At 72.9% G+C, this 19,089-nt stretch carries 14 protein-coding genes; 8 read left to right on the forward strand and 6 right to left on the reverse strand.

What is annotated here, in order from left to right; translation table 11 throughout:
- Window positions 1–184 precede the first annotated feature (184 nt).
- Window positions 185–1,387, forward strand: a complete 1,203-nt coding sequence (locus tag GA0070213_RS29140) for a hypothetical protein (RefSeq protein WP_245716605.1) — start codon at window positions 185–187, stop codon at window positions 1,385–1,387.
- A 16-nt stretch (window positions 1,388–1,403) separates the two neighbouring features.
- On the opposite strand, the gene GA0070213_RS29145 is transcribed toward GA0070213_RS29140, so the two are convergent.
- Complete coding sequence (locus GA0070213_RS29145; protein WP_091071702.1) at window positions 1,404–3,299, reverse strand: DUF6311 domain-containing protein; 1,896 nt, start codon at window positions 3,297–3,299, stop codon at window positions 1,404–1,406.
- Window positions 3,300–3,517: 218 nt separating this feature from the next.
- Between GA0070213_RS29145 and wecB the strand changes: the two genes are divergently transcribed.
- From wecB to GA0070213_RS29160, 3 genes are read left to right on the forward strand one after another with little or no spacing between them, the layout of a single operon-like run.
- Window positions 3,518–4,600, forward strand: a complete 1,083-nt coding sequence (wecB, locus tag GA0070213_RS29150; protein ID WP_091071704.1) for a non-hydrolyzing UDP-N-acetylglucosamine 2-epimerase — start codon at window positions 3,518–3,520, stop codon at window positions 4,598–4,600.
- A 41-nt stretch (window positions 4,601–4,641) separates the two neighbouring features.
- Window positions 4,642–6,114 (forward strand): glycosyltransferase, encoded by a 1,473-nt coding sequence (locus tag GA0070213_RS29155; RefSeq protein WP_091071707.1) that lies wholly within the window; start codon window positions 4,642–4,644, stop codon window positions 6,112–6,114.
- Window positions 6,111–8,237: a glycosyltransferase gene (locus GA0070213_RS29160; RefSeq protein WP_091071710.1), complete on the forward strand. Its 2,127-nt coding sequence runs from the start codon at window positions 6,111–6,113 to the stop codon at window positions 8,235–8,237. Before GA0070213_RS29155 ends, GA0070213_RS29160 begins: the two co-directional genes overlap by 4 nt.
- Window positions 8,238–8,299: 62 nt before the next feature.
- On the opposite strand, the gene galE is transcribed toward GA0070213_RS29160, so the two are convergent.
- The 4 genes from galE to GA0070213_RS29180 all read right to left on the reverse strand — a co-directional run bounded on the left by galE (window position 8,300) and on the right by GA0070213_RS29180 (window position 12,231).
- Window positions 8,300–9,328: a UDP-glucose 4-epimerase GalE gene (gene galE, locus GA0070213_RS29165; protein WP_091071713.1), complete on the reverse strand. Its 1,029-nt coding sequence runs from the start codon at window positions 9,326–9,328 to the stop codon at window positions 8,300–8,302.
- 2 nt (window positions 9,329–9,330) lie between these two features.
- A complete protein-coding gene (locus tag GA0070213_RS29170) occupies window positions 9,331–10,341 on the reverse strand; it encodes a Gfo/Idh/MocA family protein (protein WP_091071715.1) in 1,011 nt (336 codons plus the stop codon).
- A complete protein-coding gene (locus GA0070213_RS29175; protein ID WP_091071718.1) occupies window positions 10,338–11,447 on the reverse strand; it encodes a DegT/DnrJ/EryC1/StrS family aminotransferase in 1,110 nt (369 codons plus the stop codon). Before GA0070213_RS29175 ends, GA0070213_RS29170 begins: the two co-directional genes overlap by 4 nt.
- Before the next feature lie 151 nt (window positions 11,448–11,598).
- A complete protein-coding gene (locus tag GA0070213_RS29180; protein WP_091071721.1) occupies window positions 11,599–12,231 on the reverse strand; it encodes a TetR/AcrR family transcriptional regulator in 633 nt (210 codons plus the stop codon).
- Window positions 12,232–12,385: 154 nt separating this feature from the next.
- On the opposite strand from GA0070213_RS29180, the gene GA0070213_RS29185 reads away from it, so the two are divergent.
- The 4 genes from GA0070213_RS29185 (at window position 12,386) to GA0070213_RS29200 (ending at window position 17,425) form a co-directional block, all read left to right on the forward strand.
- The gene (locus tag GA0070213_RS29185) at window positions 12,386–13,288 is read left to right on the forward strand and encodes an ABC transporter permease (protein ID WP_091071723.1); all 903 of its coding nucleotides are present in this window, start codon (window positions 12,386–12,388) and stop codon (window positions 13,286–13,288) included.
- The gene (locus tag GA0070213_RS29190; protein ID WP_091071726.1) at window positions 13,281–14,081 is read left to right on the forward strand and encodes an ABC transporter ATP-binding protein; all 801 of its coding nucleotides are present in this window, start codon (window positions 13,281–13,283) and stop codon (window positions 14,079–14,081) included. Before GA0070213_RS29185 ends, GA0070213_RS29190 begins: the two co-directional genes overlap by 8 nt.
- A 141-nt stretch (window positions 14,082–14,222) precedes the next feature.
- Window positions 14,223–15,731 carry a bifunctional cytidylyltransferase/SDR family oxidoreductase gene (locus GA0070213_RS29195; RefSeq protein WP_091071728.1) on the forward strand — a complete coding sequence of 503 codons (1,509 nt, stop codon included), beginning with the start codon at window positions 14,223–14,225 and terminating at the stop codon, window positions 15,729–15,731.
- A 17-nt stretch (window positions 15,732–15,748) separates the two neighbouring features.
- The gene (locus GA0070213_RS29200) at window positions 15,749–17,425 is read left to right on the forward strand and encodes a CDP-glycerol glycerophosphotransferase family protein (RefSeq protein ID WP_091071731.1); all 1,677 of its coding nucleotides are present in this window, start codon (window positions 15,749–15,751) and stop codon (window positions 17,423–17,425) included.
- Between the two features lie 4 nt (window positions 17,426–17,429).
- On the opposite strand, the gene GA0070213_RS29205 is transcribed toward GA0070213_RS29200, so the two are convergent.
- Window positions 17,430–18,203, reverse strand: coding sequence for an alpha/beta fold hydrolase (locus GA0070213_RS29205; RefSeq protein ID WP_139128747.1), 774 nt, complete (start codon window positions 18,201–18,203; stop codon window positions 17,430–17,432).
- Between the last annotated feature and the right edge of the window lie 886 nt (window positions 18,204–19,089).

Genomic DNA, 19,089 nt, shown 5'->3' on the forward strand with positions numbered 1-19,089 from the left:
CACGGCCGCGGCACCGGACGGAACCTCCGCGAGTGTACGGCACGACGGTGGACGCCCGGGGTCATCCGGCGGGCGCCCCGGCGAGCCGGACGTGGCCGGTCGGCGCGGGCGCGTGGACGCGGGCCCGACCGGCCTGCTTGCTAGTGTCACCCGGGGCTGGAACACCTGCGAGGGGCGCACGTTGGTGACGGAATCGGCAATCGGTAGGGACGGGGCCACCGACGGGGCCGGATCCGAGGGGCACGACGCGCGGGCGACCGGGTCGCCGGGCGGCGGCACCCGGGCGCGACGGCTCAGGCGCGCGCTGCTCGCCGCCTGGCCGGCCCTCGTGGGCTACGCCGCCGTCCGCGCCGTCGGGCTGGTCACGCTGGCGATCTGGGGACACGCCCGGGACGCGTCGTTCCCCAAGCAGATCGGCAACCGGGCCGATGCCAGCTGGTACCTCGCCATCGCCGAGCACGGGTACGACCGGGCCGAGACCCTCCAGAGCAACCTGGCGTTCTTCCCGTTCTATCCGCTGCTGATCCGGTTCGCCGAACCGCTGTCGCCGTTCCAGTTCCGCGGCACGGCGATCGCGCTGGCCTGGCTGGCCTCGCTGGCTGCCGCCTGGGGGCTGTTCGCGGTCGGCAACCACCTGCACGACCGGCGCACCGGGGTGCTGCTCGCGGTGGTCTGGGGCCTGCTGCCGCACGCGATCGTCGAGTCGATGGCGTACACCGAGGCGCTCTTCACGGCGCTGGCCGCCTGGTCGCTGTACGCCGTGCTGACCGGCCGGTGGCTCACCGCCGGGGTGCTCTGCCTGATCGCCGGCGCCACCCGGCCGACCGCGACCGCGCTCATCCCGGTGGTGATGCTGGCCGGGCTGATCGCGCTGGTGCGGCGGCAGGGCACGTGGCGCCCGGCGGTCGCCCTGCTGCTGGCGCCGCTGGGCTGGCTCGGCTACGTCGGCTGGGTGGGCCGGCGCACCGGGCGGGTGGACGGCTGGTTCCAGATCCAGACCGAGGGCTGGCACTCGACCTTCGACGGCGGCGCGGGGACCCTCACGTTCGTCGGGACGACGCTGGACCAGCCGGCCAAGCTCCAGTTCTACCTGATCGTCGCGGTGCTGGCGACCAGCCTGGTCCTGCTGGCGCTGAGCGTCGTCGACCGGCAGCCGTGGCCGCTGCTGGCCTACAGCGCGCTGTTGCTGGCCACCACCATCGGCGCCTCCGGCTACTTCAACTCCAAGGCGCGTTTCCTGGTGCCGGCGTTCGCGCTGCTGCTCCCGGTGGCCCGGGGGCTCGCCACCGCCCGCACCGCGCGCGCGGTGATCATCCTGGTCGGGATGACCACCGCCTCCGCCTACCTCGGTGGCTACCTGCTGCTGGTCTGGCCGTCCTCGCCCTGACCGGCGGCGCCACCGGTCAGCGGGTGACCGGCCGCACGTCCCACAGCCACACGTCGCGCACCCGCCGCCCCGGCCCGAAGCAGGCGTCCAGGAACGCCTTCAGCTCGGCCTCGTGCGCGTGCCGGGGCAGCACCACCGCGTCCGCCCGCCACCACCGCACGTCCGCCAGCGCCTGGTCGCGCTCCGCCGCGCTGACCGTCGGCGGCCGGGTGCCCGCGCCGACCGCGGTGAGCAGCAGCGCGGTCGGGCGGGGCGGGGTGCCCCAGCGACCGGTGTCGTCGGTCGGCGAGGTCGGGCCGAGGAAGTAGCCCTGCGGCACGGCGAAGCCGGTCAGCGCCGCGGCGCCCCAGTTGATCGAGGTCATGTTGTGCACCGGCACGGGGACCAGCGTCCGCCCGTCGGCGACGTACCCACGCCACTCGCCGGACGTGACGAACGCGGGCACCGGCACCCGGCCCTTCGCCGGCAACGGCGTCGGCAGCATCGGCAGCAACGCGCCGACGAGCGCCGCCGCGGTCAGCAACCGCAGCGGCGCGGCCACCCGCGGGGTCCGCGCCGCCAGGCCGTCGAGCCGAGCCACGGCGAGGGCCAGCAGCAACCCGAACGCGACGGTGGTGATCAGCGCGAACCGGGCGATCACCATGGCGTCCACGATCGGCAGGTCGTGCAGGAGCGCGAACGGCGCGGGCACACCGCTCTTCTCCGGCCCCCAGCTCAGCGTCGAGCCGAGCGAGAACACGCCGGAGACCAGCGCCACCAGGGCCAGCACCCGGACGGCCAGCTCCCGGCGGAGCCCGAGGACCGCCGCCGCCACCAGCACGACCACCGGCCAGCCGAAGAAGCTGGCCTGCTCGGTGGTGTTCGGCGCCAGTCCCTGCGCGCTCTCCGGGCCCCCGCCGATCGACTCCGTGGCGTAGGCCACGAACGAGCGCACCCGCAGCGTGTAGACGTCCGGGTCACCCGGGTGCCCGATCCGGTGCTGCGGGCCGGCGAACTGCATCCACAGCGGGTAGGCGGTGACCAGCAGCACCAGCCCACCGGCGACCGCCAGCGCGCCGAGCGCCCGCGGGGCCAGCCGGACGGTCTCCCGGGGCCGCAGCGCCAGGTGCGCCACCGTGGCCATCAGCGCGCCGAGGGCGACCAGGAAGAGGATCTCGACGGAGATGAAGAACTGGGCCGCGACCAGCGCCCCCAGGATCAGGCCGTCCCGCACCGGCGCGACCGACCGGGTCATCCGGACGATCCGCCACACCAGGAACGGCACCAGCCACTGCGCGGTGATGTGCGGATGCCCGTTGGAGTGGGTCACCATCGCCGGGGCGAACCCGCAGAACAGCCCACCGACCACGGCGGCGGCCCGGTTGCCGGTCAGGTGCCGGTCGAGCACCCAGTACCAGGCGAAGGCGGTGCCGGCCAGGTTCAGCGTGATCAGCAGGAGGTAGGACAGCGGCGCGCCGCCGAGCAGGGTGACCGGCGTCAACAGGATGCCCGGCAGCTGCATGCCCACGTTCGACATGAGGTTCACGCCGTCCGGCGCGTTCTGCAGCGTGGTGAGGAACGGGTTCTCCAGGTTGGTCACCGCGTGCGCGGCGTACGCCAGCATCCACTCGTTGAACCCCTGGTCGTCCGGCCGGCTGCCGACCAGCCGCCCGTCGACGTCGAGCCAGCCCCGCCCGGTGACCCAGAGGGCGCCCGCCAGGAACGCCACGCCGACGACCAGGTCGACCAGGCGGCGCCCGGACCACCGACGGCCCGGGGCGGCGGTGGTCCGCGGGGCCGCGGTGACCGCCGGGGTCGGCGGGACCTGCGGGGCCGGCGGTACGCTCGATGCGGCCTCGCTCCCGACCACGGCCTCCGGCGGGTCGGCGGGCGGGCTGCTCGTGGGCTTGCCGGTGGGATGCGCCGTCGTCACACCGGCGAATCCTACGGGTCGACCGGCGGCGGACGGCGCCACACCGGGCGGACGGCGCGAAGGTGACGGCCAGGCGACATGTGGTTGACGCTTGCCTCGCGCACGGTGCGGGAATTTGGCGGTCACGTCCGGCTGAGGCAGAATTCGTCTCTGACTCAAGGGACAGCGCCTGCCGACGCGCAGCTGCCTTTCACGAGATCACACGAGGAGTTCTACAGGTGAAGGTCATCAGCGTCGTCGGGGCACGCCCTCAGCTGATCAAGCTCGCTCCCATCGCCGCCGCGTTCGCCGCCACCGAGCACGAGCACCGGATCGTGCACACCGGCCAGCACTACGACGCGGACCTCTCCGACGTGTTCTTCTCCGGTCTCGGCATCCCCGACCCGGACATCCACCTCGGTATCGGCTCCGGCTCGCACGGCGTGCAGACGGGCAAGGCCCTCGCCGCGCTGGACCCGGTCTTCGAGGCCGAGAAGCCCGACTGGGTGCTGGTCTACGGCGACACCAACTCGACGCTCGCCGGCGCGGTCTCCGCGGTCAAGCTGCACCTGCCGGTCGCCCACCTGGAGGCGGGCCTGCGCTCGTTCAACCGGATGATGCCGGAGGAGCACAACCGCATCCTCACCGACCACGCGGCGGACCTGCTGCTCGCGCCCTCCGACGAGGCGATGCGACACCTGTCCGCCGAGGGGCTCGCCGCCCGGTCCGTGATGGTCGGCGACGTGATGGTCGACGTGTGCCTCGGTGTCCGGGACGCCGTCCTGGCCGGCCGGCACCCCGCGCCGGCGCTGCCCGAGGGGATCCGCGCCGACGAGCCCTACCTGCTGGCGACGCTGCACCGGGCGGAGAACACCGACTCCCGCGCGCGGCTGGCCGCCCTGCTCGACGGCCTGGCCGACCTGCCCGTGCCGGTGGCGCTGCTGGCGCACCCGCGGCTGGTCGCCAAGGCCGAGGAGCACGGGCTGAAGCTGGGCCGCGGCGCCGTGCACGTCGGCCGCCCACTGCCCTACGCCGGCATGGTCGCCGCGGTGCTCGGCTCGGCCGGTGTGGTGACCGACTCCGGCGGTCTGCAGAAGGAGGCCTACCTCCTCTCCCGGCCGTGCACCACGCTGCGGCCGGAGACCGAGTGGGTCGAGACCCTGGCCGACGACTGGAACCGCCTGGTGCCGGACCCGTCCGCCCACTCCCGCGCCGAATGGATCGACATCGCCACCCGACCGGCGCCCACCGCCGCCCAGGGCACGCCGTACGGCGACGGCCGGGCGGCCCAGCGGGTCGTCGAGACCCTCGCCGCGAAGTGACCCTGCCCGCCGACCGAGAGACCCGGGGTGTTCGCCCGACCATGACGCCATCCCTCGACACGTCGCACTCCGCCGCGAACGGCCGCCCCGCGGCCGGCCGCGGTCGTCGTCCGCACCTCATCTACCTGGCCATCGGGTTCCCGCCGGCGGCCAAGAGCTGCGCCTACCGGATGCGCGAGACGGCCAACCAGTTCCGCCGGATCGGCTGGGACGTCACCGTGGTGACGATCACGGCCGCCTCCTGGGAGCGGGACTCCGGCCTCGACTACAGCCTCCTGGACCAGGTCGACCCCGAGATCAAGGTGGTCGAGCTGCCGCTGGCCCGCGAAGACCTCGAGACGGACATCCGCCAGTTCAGCGAGGAGCGCGCGCTGCGCCCGGCCAAGTGGCTGACCAACCTGCGCAAGCGGGAGAAGCGGATCTTCCCGGAGCCGGTCTTCGGCAGCTGGCGCGGCGCGTTGGAGCGGGCGGTCCTCGACGTGCACCGCCAGCACCCGGCCGACCTGCTGCTGGCCAGCTGCGTGCCCTACGTGAACCTGGCCGCGGCCTGGAAGCTGTGGGAGCTGCACGGCGTGCCGTACGCGGTGGACTTCCGCGACGGCTGGTCGATCGACGTGGTCAACGGCGGTCAGGCCTTCACCCCCGACTCCGAGGCGGGGCTCTGGGAGCGCCGGATCCTCGACCACTGCCAGTCGCTCTGGGTGGTCAACGACCCGATCGCCGACCACTACCGGGCGCGTTACCCGCACGTGGCGGACCGGGTGCACGTGGTCCGCAACGGCTACGACCGGGACAGTGTCCCGGCGATCCGTCCGCGCCAGCCCGATCCGGAGGCCGGCCTGACCTTCGGCTACCTGGGCACCGTCAACTACACCACCCACCAGCTCGGCGTGGTGCTCGACGCGTGGCGCGAGGCGCGCAAGCAGGAGCCGCTGCTGCGCAACGCCCGGTTCGAGATCCGCGGGCACATCGGCGCCGGCGCGAACCGGGAGGCGAACGGGCTGACCGAGCTGATCCGCGAGGCGGCGGCCGACGGCGTCTCCTTCGGCGGCCCGGTGCGCAAGGCGGAGGTCGCCGAGACGTACGGCGGCTGGGACGCCCTCGTGCTGATCCTCATCGGCGGCCGGTACGTCACCTCCGGCAAGGTGTACGAGTACATGGCGACCGGCCTGCCGATCGTCTCGGTGCACGAGGTCGACCACGACGCCTCCCGCGTTCTCGACGGCCACCCGCTGTGGACCGGCGCCTGCGGCCTGGACGAGCTGCGCCTGGTGGAGAGCTTCCGGGCGGCCGCCCGGATGGTCGTGGAGGCCACCGAGGAGCAGCGCGACGGGGTCCGGCACCACGCCGACCCGTTCACCCGGGAGATCCTGATGCGGAACGCGGTCGCGCAGTTGGCGGCGCACGCCCTGGCGGAACCGCACGACCTGCCGGTCAACGGCGCGGTGGTGCAGCCCTCGGCGGCAAGCTCGACGATGGAGCAGGACGAACGATCCGGTGGGGTGCGCGCATGAGCAACGTGTTGCTGGTGACGGGGGTGTCCCCGCAGGCGGGAATTCTCAGCACGGCGGTGCAGCGGCTGCGCGAGACCGGCGCACAGGTCTACCTGGTCGGCGCGCTCAACCAGGACGAGATGGCGGAGGACCTCCGCCTCGACGGGGTGTGCGCGCTGCCGACGGACATCGCGAAGGACTCCCCGACGCGCGCCCTGGCCCGGCAGGTCCCCGGGGAACGGGTGTGGAGCCGGATCCGGCGCGAGCCCTGGGCCCGGGAGCAGGCCCGCACGGCTGACGTCCTGGTCGCCCTCGACGCGCACGCGGTCTACACGGTGTGGCGGTTCGCCCAGCGCAACCGGTCCGCCGACGCCCGCTACGGCATCCAGGCCGCGGTGCAGGCGCTGACCGACCGCAAGGCCCGCCACGGCGCCGGCCCGCTCCAGCGCCTGGCCAACGGCATCCCCTCCACCGCGCTGGTGCGGCAGAGCGTCAACCGGCTGATCAGCGGCGCGCCACGGGCCGCGGTGAACGCGGTCACCGCCCGGCCGATCATGCGCAGCAAGGCCGGCACCCAGCTCTGGCTGACCGCCCTGAAGGCGCCGAAGATGCCGGACTCGGTGCGCACCAAGGTCGCTCGGCAGGTCGCCAAGGGCATGGCCTGGGCGGACCGGCCCGACGGTGAGGCCATGGTCCTCACCGCCACGGCGAGCAAGCTCCGCAAGCCGGCCGCGCGGGCCCGGATGCTCGGCGAGGCGGCGAGCCGGGAGCTCAAGGCCGGCGTGCCGCCGCGTGACCTGGACGGCGCGGTCGAGGCCCTGCTGAAGGTGGCCGACCAGCGGCACCGCGCGGACGAGAACGTCGCCGCCGCGGACCTGCTGAACCGGGCCATGACGCTGGCCTTCGACCGGGTGCTGCACATCGACCAGCTCACCTCGCCCCTGGCCGAGGACCCGGAGGGCTTCATCGCGCCGTTCCGCCGCTCGCTGGCGGCGACCACGGTGGCGAGTCCGCGGGGCCGGCTCCAGCCGGCGGCACCGCCGCCGACCGACCGGCCGCTGCGGCTGCTGATCGCCACCAGCGCCAACGACAACTTCCTGAAGCTGATCCGGTCCTACTACGACGCCCACCCGGGGGTGGAGGTCCGCTTCGTCGACCTGGCGGCGAACGCCGCGCTCAAGAGCGTGACCTGGGCGTCGAAGCCGATGCTGGAGCACCGCCTGTCGGCCGACTCCACGGCCTACGGCGACAAGGCCGAGGAGCGGCTGCGGCCCTACCTCGACTGGGCGGACACCGTCTTCGTGGACTGGTGTGTGGCGCCGGCGGCGCTGTTCACCATGGTGGACCCGGGCACCACCCGGATCATCGTCCGCCTGCACAGCTACGAGGCCTTGTCGCGCTGGCCCTACATGGTGGACTTCTCCCGGATCGACGACCTGGTCTTCGTGGCCGACCACATCCGGGACCTCACCACCACCCTGGTGCCCTACCTCAAGGGTCCGGACGGGCCGCGCATGCACGTGCTGGACAACGCGATGGACCTGCGCGGGTTCCAGATCGACAAGCCGGCGGAGGCCCGCTTCCAGCTCGGCATGGTGGGCATCAGCCAGGTCGCCAAGGACCCGCGCTGGGCGATCGAGGTGCTGCGTCTGCTGCGCAAGCACGACGAGCGGTACCGGCTGCTGCTGGTGGGCGGCGACATGAACCCCAACGTGAGCGTGGCCAGCCGGGAATACCTGGAGGCATTCAACCGCGACGTGCGGGAGTTCGAGGCGGACGGCGCGGTGCGCCGGCTCGGGCCGACCAACGAGGTGCCGAAGATGCTGAGCGACATCGGCGTCATCATCAGCTCGTCGGTGCGCGAGGGCTGCCACTGCGGCCTGATGGAGGGCGCGGCGAGCGGCGCCGTCCCGGTGGTGCGCGACTGGCCGTTCTTCGCCGGGCGGCCGAACAGCGCCCGCACGCTCTACCCGGACGGCTGGGTCATCGGCAGTCCGGAGGAGGCGGTGGAGCGGATCCTGGCGACCACCGCCACCGAGGAGGCCTGGCGGGCCGCCGGTCGCGACGCATCGGCGTACGCGCTGCGCGAGTGGGACTGGTCGGTGGTGCAGCACCACTTCGACCGGCTGCTGCTGGAGTCCTGACCGGACGACGAACGACAGGGGCCCCACCGGTACGTACCGGTGGGGCCCCTGTCTCGTACGGCTCAGCGTTGGGCGGGCACCCGCGCCGCGTCGTCCGCCGGACCGAGCAACTCGTCGCGCAGCTCGGCCCACTGGAGCGAGTGCTGGATGCCCTCGGCCAGGGAGAGCGTCGGCGCCCAGCCGAGATGGCGGCGGGCCCGGTCGCTGCGGGTGTAGGTGCCGGCCGAGTCACCCGGCCGGCGCGGCGCCACCACGGTGGGGATGGGCCGGCCGAGCACGGTGTTGAAGGCGTCCAGCAACTCGCGCACCGTCGTGCCGTCACCGGTGCCGAGGTTGAACACCTCGTACCGGCGGTCGCCGGCGAGCACCGTGTCGAACCGGCGCAGCGCCTCGACGTGGGCCTGCGCGAGGTCCCACACGTGCACGTAGTCGCGGATGCCGGAGCCGTCCCGGGTCGGCCAGTCGGCGCCGGTGACCTGGAACGTGGCCCCGGTGCGGGCCGACTCGATCATCTTGCCGAGCACGTGCGACGGGCGCGGCAACTGCAGGCCGGTGCGCATCTTCGGGTCGGCGCCGACCGGGTTGAAGTAGCGCAGCGAGATCACCCGCAGGGGGTACGCGCGGACGCTGTCCGCCAGCACCCGCTCGACCATCGCCTTACTCTCCCCGTACGGGCTGGTGGCCGCGACCGGGGAGGTCTCGTCGACCGCGAAGTCGTCCCCCGGCTGGTAGATCGCCGCCGAGGAGCTGAACAGGAACCGGCCGCACCCGTTGGCCACCAGCGCGTCGAGGAACTCGACGGTCTTGCCGACGTTCTCCCGGTAGTAGCGCAACGGGTGCTCGACCGAGTCCGGGACGACGATGAGCGCGGCGCAGTGCACCGCCGCCTCGATGTCCGGATGCTCGGCGAAGATCCGGTCGACCAGCGCCGAGTCGGCGATGTCACCGTGGTAGAAGATGCGGTTCTCGACGAACTCCGCCCGCCCGGTGCTGAGATTGTCCAGGATCACCGGGGTGATGCCGGCATCCAGGCAGGCCGAGGCGATGGTGCTGCCGATGAAGCCGGCGCCGCCAGCGATCAGAACCTTCACGGTCAGCTCCGCGCCGCCGGCGGGATGGCCACCGTGGCGCGCTCGGTCGCGGAACGCAGCACCGCGCCGGCCACGTCGACGGTCCGCAGGCCCTGGCGGAGGGTGACGATGTCGCTGTCCTTGCCCTCGACCGCGTCGCGGAACCGCTCGTGCTCCACCAGCAGCGGCTCCCGCTTGGGGATGGCGAAGCGGACCATGTCGCCCTCGGCGACACCCCGGAACGCGCGCAGCGCCTCCCACTCGGTGTCGATCGCGGCGTTGGCATAGAAGGTGAGGTCCGCGGTGAGCGTGTCGGCGACGAAGCAGCCCTTGTCACCGGTGACCACAGTGGACCGCTCCTTGAGCGGGCTCAGCCAGTTGACCAGGTGGTTGACCATCGTGCCGTCGCTGAGCTGGCCGACCACGGCCACCATGTCCTCGTGCAGCCGACCGCTGCGCGAGACGGTGTGCGCGGACACGGACGTGTATTCCCGGCCGGTGACCCAGGCGGTCAGGTCGATGTCGTGGGTGGCCAGGTCCATCACCACGCCGACGTCGGCGATCCGGTGCGGGAACGGGCCCTGGCGGCGGGTGACCACCTGGAACACCTCGCCCAGCTCGCCGGCCTCCAGCCGGGTCCGCAGGCTCTGCAGGGCCGGGTTGTAGCGCTCGATGTGCCCCACCCCGGCCACCAGGCCGGCGGTCTCGAACGCCTCGACCAGCTTCGTGGCGGCCTCGACGGACTGGGCCAGCGGCTTCTCGATCAGCGCGCAGACGCCGTTGGCGGCCAGTTCCAGGCCGACCTTCTCGTGCAGCGCGGTCGGGCAGGCGACCACCGCGTAGTCGACGCCCAGGGCGATGAGGTCGCTCACCTCGGGAACCACCGGCGCGCGCAGCGTGCCGGTCACGTCGCCGGCCGGGTCGACCACGCCGACCAGCTCGACACCGTCCAGGTTCGACAGCACCCGGGCGTGGTTGCGCCCCATGGCGCCGAGGCCGATCAGGCCGGCCCGGAGCTTGCGTCCCTCGCTCATCGGGCACCCCCGGCCAGGTTCGCGCCCTCGGCGATGCGCTCCAGCTCGGGCTGGGTCAGCGACGGGTGCACCGGCAGCGAGACCACCTCGGCGGCGGCCCGCTCGGTCTCCGGCAGGTCCCACGGGCCGGGCGTGCCGTCCTGGGTCAGGTAGGGCTTGAGCCGGTGGATCGGGGTCGGGTAGTAGACCGCGTTGCCGATGCCCAGCTCGGTGAGGCGGGCCTGGGCGGCGTCGCGGTCGCCCCGCACCCGCACCGTGTACTGGTGGTAGACGTGCTTGGCACCGTCGGCGACCGGCGGGGTGACCAGGCCGGTGATGGCGGAGTCGAGGAACTTGGCGTTGGCGCGGCGCTGCTCGGTCCAGTCGGCGAGCTGGGTGAGCTGCACCCGGCCGATCGCGGCGGCGACGTCGGTCATCCGCATGTTGGCGCCGACGATCTCGTTGGCGTACCGCTGCTCCATGCCCTGGTTGCGCAGCAGCCGCAGGGTGCGCGCCAGCTCGGCGTCGGCGGTGGTGATCATGCCGCCCTCGAGGGAGTGCATGTTCTTGGTGGGATAGAAGCTGAAGCAGCCGGCGGTGCCGAAGGCGCCCACCGGGGTGCCGTTCAGCTCGGCGCCGTGGGCCTGCGCGGCGTCCTCGACGACGGCCAGGCCGTGCTGCTGCGCGATCTCCATGATCCGGTCCATCGCGGCGGGGTGGCCGTAGAGGTGCACCGGCATGATGCCCACGGTCTTCGGCGTGATCGCGGCGGCGACCGCCTCCGGGTCGACGCAGAAGCTCCCCGGCTCGATGTCCACGAAGACCGGCTCGGCGCCGACCAGCCGGACCGCGTTGCCGCTGGCCGCGAACGAGAACGACGGGACGATGACCTCGTCGCCCGGGCCGAACCCGAGCGCCATCAGGGTGAGCTGGAGCGCCGAGGTGCCGGAGTTGACGGCGACGCAGTGCCGCCCGGCGACCAGGTCACCGAACTCCTCCTCGAACGCCGCGACCTCGGGGCCCTGCACGACCCGGCCGCTCCGCAGCACCCGGACAGCCGCCTCGATCTCGGCCTCGCCGATGATCGGTCGTGCTGGGGGAATGAACTCTGGATGCGGCCCGACCATGGGGCGTCCTCCTGTCGACGTGACTGTGGGGGGATGTTTCGGGGGGATGGTAACGGTCTGGGAGACAGGCGCTGACTTCGCGCTCAGTGTCCGACCCGATGTCGCGCACTGTTCATGATCGGCGCCCGGGCGCCGGTGGCCTCGTCGTGCCTCACACTTCCACCTCGTCGCGGACGGGCTCCACGCATGCTACCCGGAGCGCCGCGACGATCGCGGCGGCCATCCGGGGCACCTCCGCGGTCTTCAGCGGGGCCCGGGAGATGGCCATCCGCCAGTAGATCGGCCCGACGATCAGGTCGACCGCCGCCCGCCGGTCGGTGTCCGGCGACAGCTCGCCGCGCTCGACCGCCCGGCCGATCAGGATCCGGCCGACGGCCTGCTGGTAGTCGTCCAGCGCGGCCTGGAGCTTCTCCCCGATCTGCGGGTTGCGGGCCGCCTCGGCGAGCAGGTCCGGGATGATCTGCGCGGCCAGCCGGTGACGCAACGCACGCGCCATCACGTGCAGCAGGATCTCCAGGTCGCCGAGCAGGCTACCGGTGTCCAGCAGGGGCAGGTTGCGCCCGGCCACCGCGGAGACCATGTCCAGGACCAGGTCGAGCTTGGAACGCCAGCGGCGGTAGATGGCGGTCTTGCTCACCCCGGCCCGCCGGGCCACCGCCTCGATCGACAGCCGTCCGTAGCCGACCTCGGCCAGCTCCTGCATCACGGCGGCGCGGATGGCGGTGGTGATCTCGCCGCGCAGCACCGCCGCACCGGCCGGGGCGCGCCTCTTCTCGGTCGTCACGTGGAACAATGTAGCGCAACGACGGTACGGTTGCGTCCCGACGTTCGGTGGACTACCTTCCATGCAGCAGCGAGGCGGCTCCTCCCCGCCCGGCCACGCTGGATGTCTTCACCGCACTGCTCCCCATCAGCACGAAAGATCGGAGCGCCTGATCATGGCCAACACCGCGGTGGCCGATCCCGAATCCGGACTGACCCGGGCCCAACTGGCCCAGCGGTACGGGCTTCGGGTCGCCGGCGAGCGCCCACCACTGGCCGAGTACGCCCGCCGGTTGTGGGCCTACCGACACTTCATGACCGCGTACTCGCGGGCGAAGGTCGCCTCCTCGCTGAGCAACACCCAGCTCGGCCAGCTCTGGCAGGTGCTGACCCCGCTGACCAACGCGGCGGTCTACTACCTGATCTTCGGCGTGATCCTGTCCCAGCACCGGAACGTGTCGAACTTCATCGCGTACCTCTGTACCGGCGTGTTCATCTTCATGTTCACCCAGACCGCCGTGCAGAACGGCACCAGCGCGATCACCAGCAACCTGGGCCTCATCCGGGCGCTCCAGTTCCCCCGCGCGGCACTGCCGATCACGGTCACCCTGGTCCAGCTCCAGCAGCTGCTCATGTCCATGATCGTGCTGGCCGCCATCGTGCTGCTCACCGGCGAGCCGCTCACCTTCCGGTGGTTCCTCATCCTGCCGATGCTGGTGCTCCAGACGATCTTCAACATCGGGTTGTCGATGGTGATGGCCCGGATCGGCTCGAAGGTCACCGACCTGCGACAGATCATGCCGTTCGTGATGCGGACCTGGCTGTACGCCTCCGGCGTGCTCTACCCGGTCACGCTGTTCCGCCAGCACCTGCCCGGCTGGGCGGCGAACCTGCTGGAGTGCAACCCCCCGCTGGTCTTCATCGAGCTGGCCCGGCACGCGTTGCTGGAGTCCAACCAGCAGAACCTGGTCTCCTCCCCCACCAAGCTCTGGCTGCTCGCGGTGGGCTGGGCCGTGGTGATGGGCATCGGCGGGTTCGTCTACTTCTGGCGCGGAGAGAAGGAGTACGGCCGTGGCTGAGCAGACCCTGCCGGTGAACGCCGGCCCGGTGATCGACTCGGGCCGCGTCCCCACCGTGGTGGTGGACGACGTGCACGTGATCTACCGGATCCACAAGGGCGCGACCGGCGGCACCAGCCCGGTCTCCGCGCTCAAGCGGATCACCTCCCGGACCAAGGCGCCGAACATCCGCGAGGTGCACGCCGTCAAGGGCGTGAGCTTCACCGCCTACCAGGGCGAGGCGATCGGCCTGATCGGCAGCAACGGCTCGGGCAAGTCGACCCTGCTGCGGGCCATCGCCGGGCTGCTCCCGCCGGCCCGCGGCGCGGTCTACACCCAGGGCCAGCCGTCCCTGCTCGGGGTGAACGCCGCGCTGCTCAACGACCTCTCCGGCGAGCGCAACGTGGTGCTCGGCTGCCTGGCCATGGGCATGCACCCGGAGGAGGTCAAGCGGCTCGCCCCGGAGATCATCGACTTCTCCGGCATCAACGAGCGCGGCGACTTCGCCTCGCTGCCGATGCGCACCTACTCGTCCGGTATGGGGGCCCGGCTGCGGTTCGCCATCGCCGCCGCGAAGAAGCACGACGTCCTGCTCATCGACGAGGCGCTGGCCACCGGTGACCGCAAGTTCCGGGCCCGCAGCGAGGAGCGGGTCCGCGAACTGCGCGCCAGCGCCGGCACGGTCTTCCTGGTCAGCCACGGGATCGGCACGATCCGGGACACCTGCGAGCGGACCATCTGGCTGGAGAGCGGCGTGCTGAAGATGGACGGCCCGACCGCCGAGGTCTGCGACGCGTACGAGAACCAGAAGTAGCCCGGCGGAGCGCACCGCCCGGGCTCCCGCCCGAAGCGGTGCGCTCCGCCGTCCGCGTTAAGGTTCTCTGGTCCGTCGGTCAAAGTTCACCAACCGGTCACCGACGCACCGATCCCCTTCCACCCAGAGTGAGGAACGGCAATGACGCAGGACCACACCACCGCACCGGACGCCGCGCCGGCGAGCCCGGCACCCTGGCGACCGACGCGCACGGTGGCCGTGATCCTCGCCGGAGGGACCGGGACCCGCCTCGGCCTGGGCATCCCGAAGCAGCTGCTGAAGATCGCCGGCAAGCCGATCATCGAGCACACGCTGGCCGTCTTCGAGGCCGCGCCGGAGATCGACGAGATCATCGTGCTGATGGCCACCGGCCACGTGCCGGACGCCGAGCGGATCGTCGCCGGCGCCGGCTTCCGCAAGGTCACCAAGGTGATCGAGGGCGGCGACACCCGCAACGACACCACCCGCATCGCGCTCGACGCGGTCGGCGAGGGTGACGTCAACATCCTCTTCCACGACGCCGTCCGTCCGCTGGTCAGCGCCCGGATCGTGCGCGAGTGCGTGAACGCGCTCTGGAGCTACTCGGCGGTCGACGTCGCCATCCCCTCGGCCGACACGATCATCCAGGTCGACGCGGACGAGTGCATCACCGACATCCCGGTCCGGTCCCGCCTGCGCCGCGGCCAGACCCCGCAGGCGTTCCGCTCCGGCACCATCCGGGAGGCCTACCGGCGGGCCGAGGGCGACAGCGACTTCGCCGCCACCGACGACTGCGGCGTGGTGCTGCGCTACCTGCCCGGCACGCCGATCAAGGTGATCGACGGCTCGGACGAGAACATCAAGGTCACCCACCCGGTCGACGTGCACCTGGCCGACAAGCTCTTCCAGCTCGCCGCCGCCCAGGCGCCCCGGCTGACCCACCGCGGCTACGCCGAGGAACTGACCGGCCGGACCATCGTGGTGTTCGGCGGCAGCTACGGCATCGGCCACGACCTCACCGAGCTGGCCCGCCGCTACGGCGCCCAGGTCTTCCCGTTCAGCCGCTCCACCACCGGCACCCACGTCGAGCGCGCCGAGGACGTGGCCGCCGCGCTGAAGACCGCGTTCGAGGCGACCGGCCGGATCGACCACGTCGTGGTCACCGCCGGGATCCTGGAGAAGGGCGCGCTCGCCGAGATGGACGACGAGACGATGGACCGCCTCCTGCACGTCAACTTCGTCGGCCCGGTCACCATCGCCCGGCAGTCGCTGCCCTACCTCCAGCAGACCAAGGGCCAGCTGCTGCTCTACACGTCCAGCTCCTACACCCGGGGCCGGGCGCGCTACGCGCTCTACTCGGCCACCAAGGCCGCGCTGGTCAACCTGACCCAGGCGCTCGCCGACGAGTGGGCGGAGTTCGGCGTACGGGTCAACTGCGTCAACCCGGAGCGCACCGCCACCCCGATGCGCACCAAGGCGTTCGGCGAGGAGCCGGAGCACACGCTGCTCGCCTCCGAGGCGGTCGCCCAGGCCTCCCTGGACGTGCTCATCTCCGAGCTGACCGGCCAGGTGGTCGACGTCCGCCGGGCGCCCGGGGAACCGGTGGCGGCGGTGCCCGCCCAGCCCGGCGCGCACGCCGTGGAGCAGCTGCCCACCGATGTGAACGCCTGAGCGACGGGACGAGCCGGATGCGTGGTGACCTGGTCCGGAAGCTGACCGCCCGGGTGCTGACCAGCGGGCTGGCGGTGCTGGCGTTCCTCGTCGTGGCGTTCACCGGCGCCACCGGCGCCGGTCTCGCCGTCGCGGTCGCCGCGCTGGCCGCCACCGCCTGGGAACGCCGGGTCCGGCCCAGCGCCGACGGTCTCGTCGAGACGGTGCTGGTGGCCGCCGGCATCCTGGTCGGCTACGCCCGCCGGGCCGACGACGGCTTCGACCCGGCGCTGGCCGCCACCGCGCTCGTCCTGCTCGGCCTGGTCCTGCTGGTCGGCCCGCTGCGCCAGGCCGGCGCGCTGGAGATCCGCGCGGCCAACCTGCCGGTCCGCGCCTGGGCCCCGCCGGTCGCCGCCCGGCTCGGCGACGCCCTGCTGGTGCTGCTCGCCCTGGTCGCGCTCGCCGCCGCGCTCGTCCTGCCGGCCTGGTTGCCGCTGGCCGCCACGCTACTGGTCGGCGCCGGGTGCGCCGCGGTGGCGCTCGACCTCGCCCGGCGCCGGTTCCGCCCGCCGGCCGGGGGCGGCCCGATCGGCCGGGCACTGCGCCGGCACCAGCCCGAGTTCGTGCTGCACTTCTCCGCCCCACCCGGCTCGGAATACCAGGTCACCATGTGGCTGCCCTACCTGGAGCGGATCGGCCGGCCGTTCCTGGTGGTGCTGCGCGAACCGGAGTTCCTCGCCACGGTGGCCGCCGCGACCCGCGCCCCGGTGGTCCTCTGCCCGACGCCCAAGTCCCTGGACGACGCCCTGGTGCCCAGCCTGCGGGTCGCGTTCTACGTCAACCACGGCGCGAAGAACGCCCACTGCATCCGGTTCCACCAGCTCACCCACGTGCAGCTGCACCACGGCGACAGCGACAAGGCGCCCAGCGCCAACCCGGTGTCGGCGATCTTCGACAAGATCTTCGTGGCCGGACCGGCGGCGATCGACAGGTACGCCCGGGCCGGCGTGGAGATCCCCGCCGAGAAGTTCGTCGTGGTCGGCCGCCCCCAGGTCGAGGCCATCGAGGTACGCCGGGAGCCGGCACCCACGTCGGCGCACCCGACGGTTCTCTACACGCCGACCTGGACCGGGCACCACGCCGACGCCAACTACTGCTCGCTTCCGGTGGCGGAGACGCTGATCCGCCGGCTGATCGACCGCGGGGCGGCGGTGATCCTGCGCGCCCACCCCTACACCGACCGGAACCCGGCCTCGGCCCGGCAACTCGCCCGGCTCACCGAGCTGCTCGCCGCCGACCGGGCGAAGACCGGCCGCCCGCACCTGTGGGGCGCGGCGGCGGCCCGGGAGCTGACGCTCACCGAATGCGTCAACCGCGCCGACGCGCTGGTCTCCGACGTCTCCGGCGTCATCTCCGACTGGCTCTACTCCGGCAAGCCGTACGCGGTCACCGACACCGGCGCGGACGGCGAGCACTTCGTCGCCCGGTTCCCGCTCGCGGCCTGCGGCTACGTGCTGCGCCGCGACATGTCCAACGTGGACGAGGTGCTCGCCGCGCTGCTCGACACCGACCCGAAGGTCGCGGAGCGCTGGGCGGCCCGCAGCCGCTACCTCGGCGACTTCCCCGCCGACCGCTACGCCGAGGCGTTCCTCGCCGCCGCCCGCCACGAGCTGGAACCGGACTTCGCCGTCCCGTCGCCGCGCGCGGCCGTCTGACCCCTCAGAGGTACGCGTCGAGCAGCGCGAGCACCGCCGCCGGGTCCTCGACGTGCGCGTTGTGGCCCAGCCCCGGCAGCGTGGCCACCGGCACACCCAACTCCTTGAGCTGCGCGTCGGTCACCATCGGATCCAGCTCGCCCCGGGCCAGCAGCACCGGCACGTCGACGGCGGACAGCAGGGCGGGCAGCCGGGGCTCCCCCACCGCGAACGCGGCCGGATCCATGGCCAGCCGCCAGCGGCCGTCACCGCGCTGGGCGTGGCCGTCCTCCCGACGCAGCCCCGCGTCGACCACCGGATGGTCGGGGGCGAACAGCCCGGCCAGCCCGGAGACCCGCAGATAGCGACGGGCCGCCTCGTCCCGCGTCGCGAACCAGGTCACCGGCCGGGCGGCCAACTCCTCGGCCTTGGCCAGCTCGGCCGCTGACCACGCCACCTTGATGCCGAGCCCCACCACGGCGTCGACCGGCAGCCCGCGCTGCCGGGCGGCCAGCGCCAGGGCCACCACCCCTCCGAGCGAGTGCCCGAGCAGCACGAGCCGATCGTTCGGGCCGAGCCGGACCGACCCGAGGCCGTCCGCCGCACGCTGCGCCAGGGCCGCGAAGGAATACTCGGTCAGCGGCGGGGACCAACCGTGGCCGGCCAGGTCGGGGGCGAGCCAACGGCCGGGCCAGCGACGCTCCAGCAGCGGCGCCCACGGCAACCACACCTCGCCGGTAGCGCCCATGCCGTGCAGGAGCACCAGGTGACGGGTCGCCGTCGCCGCCGTATCGCCCATACGGCGCAGTCTGCCACCGGACGGACACGCCACGCGAGACCGAACCCGCACCCACCCCGGTCGACCTTGCGCTGGTGGCCCGGCCAGGCCGGCGGCGGACGGGCGTGGCGAGGTTCCCGGACGGTGGCCGTCGACCGGGGTCGACGGCGTCCGCCGACCCGCACAGCCTGCACAGGCGGATCCGTCACCTCCGCACCGGCCCGCAAGGGGCCGGACCCCCCGTAGGCCGAGTCCCAGGTCGAGCGGAACGTGCCGCGTGACCGCCATTGCGTTCACTCACGTGCCCCGCGGGACGCGGGCGGAACGCTGTGGGTGTCTGCGGGGCCTTGTGGCACCCATGGTGCTCCACCCGCCGGGCGCGCGGGCGGGGCCCGGGTGGAACACCACGGGTGTGTGCGGGGCGGGATGTGGCGGGGGCCCGTTCCGGTTGGGGGTGGTGGAGCCTGTGGGGTGGTGCGGGTGGCTGGCGGGTGCCCGGTGGCGTGCCGCCGGGTGTTCCGGATGGGGTGGGTGTCCGGTTCGGCGGTGGTGGGCGGCACCCCGGCGACGGAATCGTCGCGGGGTGCGGGGCGTTGTAGACGGGTGAACGACCGAGGAAGGCGAGCGCACCACCGCCCCCCCACCCCGGGAATGACGGTGGCCGCCCGGTCGTTGCACACACTCCCGGCACCGCGACGAGGCAGCGTCCTGCCCCGCGAGCATGCCGGATCCCCCAGTCTTCCGAGCGCCTGACGGTGCCCCCGCACCCCCGGTCCCCCCACGGGGTGCGTCGACCCCCGAATGGAGCCCCCACCATGAACACGATCCTGCGTAAGAGCATCCTCGGTGTTGCTGGCCTGGCCTTTACCGGTGGTGTGTTCGCCGGTCCGATCGCCGCGCACGCCGA

The organism is Micromonospora humi (assembly GCF_900090105.1).
Lineage (GTDB): Bacteria > Actinomycetota > Actinomycetes > Mycobacteriales > Micromonosporaceae > Micromonospora > Micromonospora humi.

What these genes read in the sequence shown, in the direction of transcription:
- GA0070213_RS29155 (WP_091071707.1), top strand. Translation starts at nt 4,642, where the DNA reads ATGACGCCATCCCTCGACACGTCGCACTCCGCCGCGAACGGCCGCCCC.
- GA0070213_RS29160 (WP_091071710.1), top strand. Translation starts at nt 6,111, where the DNA reads ATGAGCAACGTGTTGCTGGTGACGGGGGTGTCCCCGCAGGCGGGAATT.
- GA0070213_RS29170 (WP_091071715.1), bottom strand. Translation starts at nt 10,341, where the DNA reads ATGAGCGAGGGACGCAAGCTCCGGGCCGGCCTGATCGGCCTCGGCGCC.
- GA0070213_RS29175 (WP_091071718.1), bottom strand. Translation starts at nt 11,447, where the DNA reads ATGGTCGGGCCGCATCCAGAGTTCATTCCCCCAGCACGACCGATCATC.
- GA0070213_RS29185 (WP_091071723.1), top strand. Translation starts at nt 12,386, where the DNA reads ATGGCCAACACCGCGGTGGCCGATCCCGAATCCGGACTGACCCGGGCC.
- GA0070213_RS29195 (WP_091071728.1), top strand. Translation starts at nt 14,223, where the DNA reads ATGACGCAGGACCACACCACCGCACCGGACGCCGCGCCGGCGAGCCCG.
- GA0070213_RS29200 (WP_091071731.1), top strand. Translation starts at nt 15,749, where the DNA reads ATGCGTGGTGACCTGGTCCGGAAGCTGACCGCCCGGGTGCTGACCAGC.
- GA0070213_RS29205 (WP_139128747.1), bottom strand. Translation starts at nt 18,203, where the DNA reads ATGGGCGATACGGCGGCGACGGCGACCCGTCACCTGGTGCTCCTGCAC.